The 10,654-nt window shown below is 58.0% G+C and carries 10 protein-coding genes; 9 read left to right on the forward strand and 1 reads right to left on the reverse strand.

Annotated elements, in window-relative coordinates; translation table 11 throughout:
* Positions 1–24 precede the first annotated feature (24 nt).
* Genes mrcB through AK821_RS25085 form a run of 3 tightly spaced genes read left to right on the forward strand, consistent with a single transcriptional unit; the run spans position 25 to position 3,450 of the window.
* Positions 25–2,349, forward strand: coding sequence for a penicillin-binding protein 1B (mrcB, locus tag AK821_RS25075; protein WP_064392509.1), 2,325 nt, complete (start codon positions 25–27; stop codon positions 2,347–2,349).
* Between the two features lie 16 nt (positions 2,350–2,365).
* Positions 2,366–3,115, forward strand: a complete 750-nt coding sequence (locus tag AK821_RS25080) for a tetratricopeptide repeat protein (RefSeq protein WP_064392511.1) — start codon at positions 2,366–2,368, stop codon at positions 3,113–3,115.
* The gene (locus AK821_RS25085; protein WP_064392513.1) at positions 3,115–3,450 is read left to right on the forward strand and encodes a YqcC family protein; all 336 of its coding nucleotides are present in this window, start codon (positions 3,115–3,117) and stop codon (positions 3,448–3,450) included. The genes AK821_RS25080 and AK821_RS25085 overlap by 1 nt, the downstream gene beginning before the upstream one ends.
* A gap of 146 nt (positions 3,451–3,596) precedes the next feature.
* Here the strand turns inward: AK821_RS25085 and AK821_RS25090 are convergent, their stop codons facing one another.
* Positions 3,597–4,013 carry a DUF4124 domain-containing protein gene (locus AK821_RS25090; protein ID WP_064392515.1) on the reverse strand — a complete coding sequence of 139 codons (417 nt, stop codon included), beginning with the start codon at positions 4,011–4,013 and terminating at the stop codon, positions 3,597–3,599.
* Between the two features lie 398 nt (positions 4,014–4,411).
* Between AK821_RS25090 and AK821_RS25095 the strand changes: the two genes are divergently transcribed.
* The 6 genes from AK821_RS25095 (at position 4,412) to msrQ (ending at position 10,400) form a co-directional block, all read left to right on the forward strand.
* Positions 4,412–6,136, forward strand: coding sequence for an acetolactate synthase 3 large subunit (locus AK821_RS25095; RefSeq protein WP_064392524.1), 1,725 nt, complete (start codon positions 4,412–4,414; stop codon positions 6,134–6,136).
* A 2-nt stretch (positions 6,137–6,138) separates the two neighbouring features.
* Complete coding sequence (gene ilvN, locus AK821_RS25100; protein WP_003176102.1) at positions 6,139–6,630, forward strand: acetolactate synthase small subunit; 492 nt, start codon at positions 6,139–6,141, stop codon at positions 6,628–6,630.
* Between the two features lie 48 nt (positions 6,631–6,678).
* Positions 6,679–7,695, forward strand: coding sequence for a ketol-acid reductoisomerase (ilvC, locus tag AK821_RS25105; RefSeq protein WP_007909969.1), 1,017 nt, complete (start codon positions 6,679–6,681; stop codon positions 7,693–7,695).
* Between the two features lie 147 nt (positions 7,696–7,842).
* Positions 7,843–8,700, forward strand: coding sequence for a CDP-diacylglycerol--serine O-phosphatidyltransferase (gene pssA, locus AK821_RS25110; RefSeq protein ID WP_016983477.1), 858 nt, complete (start codon positions 7,843–7,845; stop codon positions 8,698–8,700).
* A gap of 63 nt (positions 8,701–8,763) precedes the next feature.
* Positions 8,764–9,777, forward strand: coding sequence for a protein-methionine-sulfoxide reductase catalytic subunit MsrP (gene msrP / locus AK821_RS25115; RefSeq protein ID WP_064392516.1), 1,014 nt, complete (start codon positions 8,764–8,766; stop codon positions 9,775–9,777).
* Positions 9,777–10,400, forward strand: coding sequence for a protein-methionine-sulfoxide reductase heme-binding subunit MsrQ (gene msrQ, locus AK821_RS25120; protein WP_064392519.1), 624 nt, complete (start codon positions 9,777–9,779; stop codon positions 10,398–10,400). Before msrP ends, msrQ begins: the two co-directional genes overlap by 1 nt.
* Positions 10,401–10,654: the final 254 nt, after the last annotated feature.

The raw sequence follows: 10,654 nt of genomic DNA on the forward strand, positions 1-10,654 counted from the left end.
ATAAAGTGCGTATAATCCGCCGCCATGACTCGAACCCGATCTCCCCGTACCAAGAAAAAACCACCCTCCAAGGGCCTGAACCCGTGGTTGAGCTGGGCCATTAAACTCAGTCTGGTCGGCCTTGTGGTGCTGGCTGGCTTCGCCGTTTACCTCGATGCCGTGGTTCAGGAGAAGTTCTCCGGCAAGCGCTGGACCATCCCGGCCAAGGTGTACGCGCGCCCGCTCGAGCTGTTCGTCGGACAAAAGCTCAGCAAGGACGATTTCCTGACCGAACTCGATGCCCTCGGCTATCGCCGCGAAGCCGTGAGCAACGGTCCCGGTGCCGCAGCGGTCAATGGCAATACAGTCGATCTGAACACCCGTGGCTTCCAGTTCTATGAAGGCCTGGAAAAACCGCAGCCAGTGCGCGTGCGTTTCTCCGGGGACTATGTCGCTGAACTGTCGGCAATCAACGGTTCGAAACTCTCCGTGGTGCGCCTTGAACCGCTGATGATCGGCGGCATTTATCCAAAAAATCTCGAAGACCGCATTCTGATCAAGCTCGATCAGGTGCCGCCGTATCTGCTCGAAACACTGGTCGCCGTGGAAGACCGCGATTACTACAGCCACTGGGGCGTGTCGCCGAAGTCGATTGCCCGTGCTATCTGGGTCAACACCTCTGGCGGCAAGATGACCCAGGGCGGCAGTACGCTGACCCAGCAGTTGGTAAAAAACTTCTACCTGACCAGTGAACGCAGCCTGACCCGCAAGCTCACCGAAGCAATGATGGCGATGCTGCTGGAGCTGCATTACGACAAGAAGGAAATCCTTGAGGCCTACCTCAACGAAGTCTTCGTCGGGCAGGACGGTCAGCGTGCAGTGCACGGTTTCGGTCTGGCCAGCCAGTTCTTCTTCGGTCAGCCACTGTCCGAGTTGAAGCTGCATCAGGTTGCATTGCTGGTCGGCATGGTCAAAGGCCCGTCCTACTACAACCCGCGTCGTAATCCCGAGCGTGCGCTGGAACGACGTAACCTGGTGCTCGACGTGCTTGAGCAGCAGGGCGTGGCGACTGCCGAGCAGGTCGAAGCGGCGAAGAAAATGCCGCTGGGCGTGACTACGCGCGGCAAGCTTGCCGACAGCTCGTTCCCGGGCTTCATCGATCTGGTCAAGCGTCAGCTGCGTGAAGACTATCGCGACGAAGACTTGACCGAGGAAGGCCTGCGCATCTTCACCAGTTTCGACCCGATCCTGCAGATGAAAGCCGAGGCTTCGGTCAACGACACCTTTAAACGTCTGGCCGGGCGCAAGGGCTCCGACGATGTCGAAGCGGCGATGGTCGTGACCAACCCGGAAACCGGCGAAGTCCAGGCGATGATCGGCAGCCGACAAGCCAGTTATGCCGGGTTCAACCGCGCACTGGATGCGGTGCGCCCAATCGGTTCGTTGATCAAGCCGGCGGTTTATCTGACTGCGCTGGAAAAGCCGAGCCAGTACACGCTGACCAGTTGGCTGTCGGATGATCCGTTGTCGGTCAAAGGTGCGAACGGTCAGGTGTGGAAGCCGCAGAACTATGATCGCCGATCCCACGGCACCGTGTTCCTCTATCAGGGCCTGGCGCATTCCTACAACCTCTCGACTTCGCGCCTGGGTCTGGAAGTGGGCGTGCCGAATGTGCTCAAGACCTTGGGTCGCCTTGGTGTGACACGCGAATTTCCTGCGTTCCCGTCGATGTTGCTCGGTGCTGGCGGCATGACCCCGATCGAAGTCGCCACCATGTATCAGACCCTCGCCAATGGTGGTTTCAACACGCCGATGCGCGGGATTCGCAGCGTACTGACCGCCGAGGGCGAACCGCTCAAGCGTTATCCGTTCCAGATCGAACAGCGTTTCGATCCGGCGTCCATTTATCTGATCCAGAACGCCATGCAGCGCGTGATGCGTGAAGGTACCGGCAGCTCCGTTTATAACGTGCTGCCCAAGACCCTGACGCTGGCGGGCAAGACCGGTACCAGTAACGATTCCCGCGACAGCTGGTTCGCCGGCTTCAGTCAGGATGTGCTGGCGGTGGTCTGGCTGGGGCGCGACGATAACGGCAAGACACCGTTCACCGGTGCGACCGGTGCGCTGCAGGTCTGGACCAGTTTCATGCGCAAGGCCGATCCGCTGCCGCTGGACATGCCGCAGCCGGACAACGTCGTGCAGGCGTGGGTCGATTCGCGTACCGGGCAGGGCTCCGATGCCAACTGCCCGGGGGCGGTGCAGATGCCGTATATTCGCGGCAGCGAACCGCCACCCGGCGCCGCGTGTGCGAGCGAAACGCCTGCATCCGGCGAGTCGGTGATGGATTGGGTCAAGGGCTGGATGAATTAAGCAAAGAGGGTTTCAAGTGAACAAGTGGTTGATTCCAGCGGTGACTGCCGTGGTTTTGCTCAGCGGCTGCTCTTCCGTACAGCGTGGTTCGATCCCGGTGGTTGATTCCGGTACTGCGGTGTCCAACAGCGAGCGTATGTCGGCCAATGGCGGTTTCCGTCAGACGACGGTCAAGCGTCCTGTGCAGGGCCAGGCTCAGGCTATTCCCCAAGGCGATACTGGGGTGGGGGTGATGGGGCCGGGCGGCGGCGCTGCGGTGTCGACACCGATCAGCTCTTCGCCAATCGTGCCGGGCCCCGCGTCCGGTGGTATCCCGTCGGGGCCTTACACGCCTTCGCCGGTTGAGTCGGCGCCGGTCAATTCCGGCAGCTACAGCATGCCTTCGACGCCGAGCGGTATTCCATCCGCCAGCAGCGGCGGTGGCTTGGCGGCGGACGAGCAGTTGGACGGTCCGGTACTCGCCTTGCTGACCACCGCTCAGCAGCAACAGGCCGGAGGCGATCTCAATGGAGCGTCTTCCAGCCTGGAGCGTGCACAGCGTGTCGCTCCGCGTGAGCCGCAAGTGCTTTATCGTCTGGCGCAGGTGCGCATGGCTCAAGGTGACGCGCCGCAAGCCGAGCAATTCGCTCGCCGTGCGCTGACCATGGCCAACGGTCGTCCGGACCTGCAGGCCAATCTGTGGGAAGTCATCGCCCAAGCCCGCGAGAAGCAAGGCGATTCCGCCGGTGCCACTTTGGCCCGACAGAAGGCCAAGGTCTCGCTGTGATGGATGCTCGTTTCCCGAAAATCGCCGACCAGTTGCTACTGATCGAGCGAGAGCTGCGCACTCAAGGCTGGTGGGACGAAGTTCAGCCGTCAGCGGAAGCGCTGAGCAGTGTCGAGCCGTTTTCGGTCGACACGCTGGACTTCGAACAGTGGCTGCAATGGATCTTCCTGCCGCGCATGAAGATGATTCTTGAGCAGGATCTGTCATTGCCGAATGCCTCAGGCATTCAGGAAATGGCCGAAATGGTCTTCGCCCAGCGTAATCTGGGTGGCAAGGATCGTCAGTTGCAGGTGCTGCTCAAAGAGTTTGACCTGCTGATCACTGCCTCGCGCTGAACCGATCCTTTCCGGGCTGGCACCGCCTCAATCCTTTTTACGGCGGACACCGGATAACTGTAGGAGCTGCCGCAGGCTGCGATCTTTTGATCCTGTTTTTAAAGCAAGATCAACAGATCGCAGCCTGCGGCAGCTCCTACAGGTGTCTACTCGCAATTCTGTGCGATTTGTTTCTGCGCTTCCACGATGCGCTCCTGCCGCTGCGCATCGTCCAGCCGGCGCAACTGTCCCTCCACTTCCTCCCTTAACCGCGGATTGTTCTGCAATTGCGCGAGGTTCGTGCGTGCCTGCTCGCAAAACTGCTTGAGCTGCGTCTGCTGATCGGCGACCTGTTTCTTCACCTTGTCGTCGATAGCCTTTTGATCGCCGAGTGCACCACTGCCCGGCATTGCCGCCGGTTTCGGTGGAGGCGAAGAGGGCGTCTGCAAGGTCGTCGACGGCTGACCCGGTGGCGGCTGCGCATCAAAATGGGTCACCCCTTGAGCGTCGACCCATTTGTAGATTTGAGCGGCCATACACCACGGGCTGAGGCCGATCAGCAGAGTAAGGAGGAGCGTTCGCATGCTGAATCCTTGGCAAAAGTGCGCAATTGACACTAACAGAGTAGCGGTTTTCAGGTTTTTTCTTGCGTTCTCATGTGCTTACCCACAATTAACCACACAGACGACTTGACTTGGAGAGGGCGAAACAGAAGAATCCAAAGTCCGCTGTAGAGGGACTGCCAGAAGCAGACCCACTCGGTAGATCATGAGGCGCACATCCGCGCCGACCTGTTACACCCGCAACGCGTTACCTCGCGCTGGGTGGGAAAGGCCCGCAACACTGGGACGATCCCAATACTTGCTCAGTCAGTGCTGACGTAGTCGGCGACCACCGTCGCTCATGCTCTGCCGAGAAGTAAACCTATTAAGACCCGCCCCTTTTTTGTGGACGGTATTCTGGCGTTTTAGAGGTGAACAACGTGGAGCTTTTATCTGGCGGTGAGATGCTTGTCCGCTTTTTGCGTGACGAAGGCGTCAAATATATCTACGGGTACCCGGGTGGTGCTCTCCTGCATGTTTACGATGCCCTGTTCAAAGAACCGGAAGTGAATCACATCCTGGTTCGTCACGAACAAGCGGCGACCCATATGGCTGACGGCTACGCCCGTGCCACCGGTAAAGCCGGCGTGGTATTGGTGACGTCCGGTCCAGGCGCCACAAACGCCATCACCGGTATCGCCACGGCCTATATGGATTCGATTCCAATGGTGATCATTTCCGGTCAGGTGCCAAGCACCATGGTCGGCACCGACGCGTTCCAGGAAACCGACATGATCGGTATCTCCCGGCCGATCGTGAAGCACAGCTTCATGATCAAGCACGCTTCGGAAATCCCGGAAGTCATGAAGAAGGCCTTCTACCTGGCGCAATCCGGTCGTCCGGGTCCGGTCGTGGTCGACATCCCGAAAGACATGACCAACCCGGCTGAGAAGTTCGAATACGTCTTCCCGAAAAAAGCCAAGCTGCGCTCCTACAGCCCGGCCGTTCGCGGTCACTCCGGGCAAATCCGCAAGGCGGCAGAAATGCTCCTGGCGGCCAAACGCCCAGTGCTCTATTCGGGTGGCGGCGTCATCCTCGGCAACGGTTCCGCACCGCTGACCGAACTGGCAAAAATGCTCAACCTGCCCGTGACCAACACCTTGATGGGCCTGGGTGGTTTCCCAGGCACTGATCGTCAGTTCATCGGCATGCTCGGCATGCACGGCAGTTACACCGCCAACCTGGCGATGCATCACGCTGACGTGATCCTGGCGGTCGGCGCGCGTTTCGACGATCGCGTGATCAACGGCCCGGCGAAGTTCTGCCCGAATGCCAAGATCATCCATATCGACATCGATCCGGCTTCGATTTCCAAGACCATCAAGGCCGACGTGCCAATCGTGGGTCCGGTGGAGAGCGTCCTGACCGAAATGGTCGCGATCCTCAAGGAAATCGGCGAGACCCCGAACAAGGAGTCCGTGGCCAGTTGGTGGAAGCAGGTTGATGAATGGCGTGGTGATCGCGGCCTGTTCCCTTACGAAAAGGGCGACGGCAGCCTGATCAAGCCGCAAACCGTGATCGAAACCCTCTGCGAAGTGACCAAGGGCGATGCCTTTATCACCTCCGACGTGGGCCAGCACCAGATGTTCGCGGCGCAGTACTACACGTTCAACAAGCCGAATCGCTGGATCAACTCCGGCGGTCTGGGCACCATGGGCTTCGGTTTCCCGGCGGCCATGGGCATCAAGTTGAGCTTCCCGGATGACGACGTTGCCTGCGTGACCGGCGAAGGCAGCATCCAGATGAACATCCAGGAACTGTCGACCTGCCTGCAATATGGCTTGCCGGTGAAAATCGTCATCCTGAACAACGGTGTTCTGGGGATGGTTCGTCAGTGGCAGGACATGAGCTACGGCAGCCGTCACTCGCACTCCTACATGGAATCGCTGCCTGACTTCGTCAAGTTGGCTGAAGCCTACGGCCACGTCGGCGTACGCATCACCGAATCGAAAGATTTGAAGTCGAAGATGGCAGAAGCGTTCGCCATGAAGGATCGCCTGGTGATCATCGACGTTTCGGTCGACACCAGCGAGCACGTCTATCCGATGCAAATCAAAGACGGCTCGATGCGCGATATGTGGCTGAGCAAGACGGAGCGTACTTAATCATGCGGCACATTATTTCCTTGCTTCTGGAAAACGAACCCGGCGCTTTGTCTCGCGTAGTCGGCCTGTTCTCGCAGCGCAACTACAACATCGAAAGCCTGACCGTGGCCCCGACCGAAGACCCGACCCTGTCGCGTCTGACGCTGACCACCGTGGGCCACGATGAAGTCATCGAGCAGATCACCAAAAACCTGAACAAGCTGATCGAAGTGGTCAAGCTGGTGGACCTGTCGGAAAGTGCTCACATCGAGCGCGAACTGATGTTGGTCAAGGTCAAGGCCACTGGCGCCCAGCGCGCCGAGATCAAACGCACCACCGATATTTACCGTGGACAGATCGTCGACGTCAGTGCCAGCGTGTATACCGTTCAATTGACCGGTACCAGCGACAAGCTCGACAGCTTCATTCAGTCCATCGGCACCGCATCGATTCTGGAAACCGTCCGTAGCGGCGTGACCGGCATTGCCCGCGGCGACAAAGTACTCAGCATCTAAACCAAATTAGCGAATGGCCTGAACGGCCTGGATATATAGGGGAAATTCATGAAAGTTTTCTACGATAAAGACTGCGACCTGTCGATCATCCAGGGCAAGAAAGTTGCCATCATCGGTTACGGTTCCCAGGGCCACGCCCAAGCGTGCAACCTGAAAGATTCCGGTGTCGACGTTACCGTTGGTCTGCGTAAAGGTTCGGCCACTGTTGCCAAAGCTGAAGCTCACGGCCTGAAAGTGACCGACGTTGCTTCCGCTGTTGCGGCTGCCGACCTGGTCATGATCCTGACCCCGGACGAGTTCCAGTCCTCGCTGTACAAGAACGAAATCGAGCCGAACATCAAGAAAGGCGCCACCCTGGCCTTCTCCCACGGCTTCGCGATCCACTACAACCAGGTTGTTCCGCGTGCCGACCTCGACGTGATCATGATCGCGCCGAAAGCTCCGGGCCACACCGTGCGTTCCGAGTTCGTGAAGGGCGGTGGTATCCCTGACCTGATCGCGATCTACCAGGACGCCTCGGGCAACGCCAAAAACGTTGCACTGTCCTACGCTGCTGGCGTTGGTGGCGGTCGTACCGGCATCATCGAAACCACCTTCAAGGACGAGACCGAAACCGACCTGTTCGGCGAACAAGCCGTTCTGTGCGGCGGTACCGTTGAACTGGTCAAAGCCGGTTTCGAAACCCTGGTTGAAGCTGGCTACGCGCCGGAAATGGCCTACTTCGAATGCCTGCACGAACTGAAACTGATCGTTGACCTCATGTACGAAGGCGGTATCGCCAACATGAACTATTCGATCTCCAACAACGCCGAATACGGCGAGTACGTGACTGGCCCGGAAGTGATCAACGCCGAGTCCCGTCAGGCCATGCGCAACGCTCTGAAACGTATTCAGGACGGCGAATACGCCAAAATGTTCATCAGCGAAGGCGCAACCGGCTACCCTTCGATGACCGCCAAGCGTCGTAACAACGCCGCTCACGGCATCGAAGTCATCGGTGAGCAACTGCGCTCCATGATGCCGTGGATCGGTGCCAACAAGATCGTCGACAAAGCCAAAAACTAAGTCGTCATTCTTGTACGGAAAACGCGGCCTCGGCCGCGTTTTTTCGTTTGAGCCGGTGGTTCTGGTATAAAGCTGCAGCGTTTGTGGCCGAACTGTCGTCCTCAAGCACCTGTCGAAATTTCTCCAAACCGTTGCAAGGTAATGTCCATGAGCGAACGTCCCGAAGAGCCGAACAAGGCTTCTGACGCCGAAAGCCTGCTGCCCATCGATGAACACATCGAAGAAGGGCACGACGCAGAAGGTCGTAAAGTCCGGCATCGTGGTATCTATCTGCTGCCGAATCTGTTCACCACTGCGAACCTGTTCGCAGGGTTTTACTCCATCATCAACTCGATGAGCGCCCAGGCTGCTCTAAGCGCTGGCGACTCGGCCAATGCGAGCAAGTATTTCGCGTTCGCCGCGATCGCGATCTTCGTCGCCATGGTGCTCGACGGTCTCGACGGTCGCGTGGCGCGCATGACCAACACGCAAAGTGCCTTCGGCGCCGAGTACGACTCGCTGTCGGACATGGTCGCGTTCGGTGTTGCCCCAGCGCTGCTGGCGTTCGGCTGGGCGTTGGGCGACATGGGCAAGGTTGGCTGGATGGTCGCCTTCATCTATGTAGCGGGCGCGGCGTTGCGTCTGGCGCGCTTCAATACTCAGGTGGGGACGGCTGACAAGCGCTATTTCATCGGTCTGGCCAGTCCGGCAGCAGCCGGTGTGGTTGCGGGTATTGTCTGGGCGTTCAGCGATTACGGCATTCAGGGTTCGAAGATGTCGTTCCTGGTCGCACTGATGGTTGCGGCGGCCGGCATGCTGATGGTCAGCAACATCAAGTACAACAGCTTCAAGGAGCTGGACCTGAAGGGGCGCGTGCCGTTTGTGGCGATTCTTGCGGTGGTGTTGGTGTTCGCTGTGGTGTTCAGCGATCCGCCGCGCATTCTGCTGCTGGTGTTCCTCGCTTACGCGGCTTCTGGCCCGGTGCAGTACCTGTTGCATCTTCGTCGGCACAAAAAAGCCGAGTGATGTAATTTCCCGCATACTCCGCAGTCTATGGGTGCATCAGTCCTCCAAAGCTGCGGAGTTGCCATGTTGATCAAAGTCCCCAAAGCGTCCGACTGCCATGAGTCGGATGTCACGCCTGAAGCCATTTATCTCTCTCGCCGCCAATTATTGGGGGCCACTGCTGCCGGTATCGCCGTCAGTAGCCTGCCGCGCTGGGCCAGTGCCGACGATGCCGCTCGGTATGCCGATGTCGAGCCGGGCAAGGCACCTGCCTGGTTTAACGACAAGATGTCCTCTACTAAATGGGGGGCGGTCAACGTCAAGGATGAGGCTATCACGCCTTATAAAGACGCCACCCATTACAACAACTTCTATGAGTTCGGAACCGACAAGGGTGATCCGGCGGCGAATGCTGGCTCGCTGAAAACCGAACCATGGAGCGTAGTGATCGACGGGGAGGTGGGTAAGCCGGGGCGTTATGCGCTGGAAGATTTCATGAAACCGTACCAGTTGGAGGAGCGTATCTATCGCCTGCGTTGTGTCGAGGCGTGGTCGATGGTTATTCCCTGGATCGGCTTTCCGATTTCGGCGTTGCTAAAGCAGGTCGAGCCAACGTCCAATGCAAAATACATCCGGTTTGAAACCTTGCAGGATCCCAAGAGCATGCCTGGCCAGCGTTCTGGCTTTGCCTTGATCGATTGGCCTTATGTAGAAGGTCTGCGACTGGATGAGGCAATGAATCCCTTGGCGATTCTGGCGGTAGGCATGTATGGCCGCGAGCTGCCGAATCAGAATGGCGCGCCGCTGCGCTTGGTCGTACCGTGGAAGTATGGCTTCAAGAGCGTCAAATCCATTGTGCGTATCAGTCTGGTCAGCGAGCAGCCGAAGACAACCTGGCAAAGCATCGCGGCAGATGAATACGGCTTCTATGCGAATGTGAACCCGACGGTTGATCACCCACGCTGGACGCAGGCGCGCGAGCGGCGTCTGCCGAACAGTCTGTTCAAGCCAAACGTGCGTGATACGCAAATGTTCAACGGCTATTCGGATGAGGTCGCTTCTTTATATACAGGGCTCGATCTGCGGAAGAACTACTGATGCGCTTTCCGTTCTGGCGTATAGGCGTTTTCATTGCGGCGGCTGTCTGGCCGATGCTGTGGTTGTATCAGGCGCTTGAAGATTTGCTTGGACCAGATCCCGGCAAGGTGTTGGTGGATCGACTGGGGTTGGGGACGCTGGTACTGCTGTTGATCACCCTGAGCATGACGCCTGTGCAAAAACTTACCGGGTGGGCAGGGTGGATTGCTGTGCGCCGGCAATTGGGGCTTTGGTGTTTTGCCTACGTGGTTCTGCATCTGTGCAGCTATATGGCATTTATTCTGGGTTTCGACTGGTCGCAACTGGCGGTCGAGTTGCGCAAGCGGCCGTACATAATAGTGGGGGCGTTGGGGTTTCTTGGATTGCTGGCGTTGGCGGTCACGTCCAATCGCTACAGTCAGCGTCGATTGGGTTCGCGCTGGAAGAAGTTGCATCGGCTGGTATACGTGATTTTGGGCCTGGGTTTGCTGCATATGTTGTGGATCGTGCGCGCCGATCTTGAGGAGTGGGCAATCTATGCCTTTATAGGTGCGGTGCTTCTGGTGCTGCGTATTCCCCCGGTCATGCGTCGGATCCCGCGTTTACCGACTAAAAAGCAGGTTTTGCAAGAAAAGCGAAATTAACGGTTGACGGCAGATTTGAGATGTCTATAATTCGCCCCACTTCCGGCGCAGTCGAAACGGAAAACTCCTTGAGATTCAATGAGTTATGTAGGTTTCGGCAGCAGGTTGCTTCAGTTCATCGAAGCCAAAAGGAAGTTGAAAAAGAGGTGTTGACAGCAGCGTGTAACGCTGTAGAATTCGCCTCCCGCTGCAGAGAGATCTGAAGCGCAAGTGGTTGAAGTTGTTGAAGAATTCTTCGAAAACTTCTGAAAATA

Source organism: Pseudomonas sp. RIT-PI-r (assembly GCF_001297015.1).
Classification (GTDB): Bacteria; Pseudomonadota; Gammaproteobacteria; order Pseudomonadales; family Pseudomonadaceae; genus Aquipseudomonas.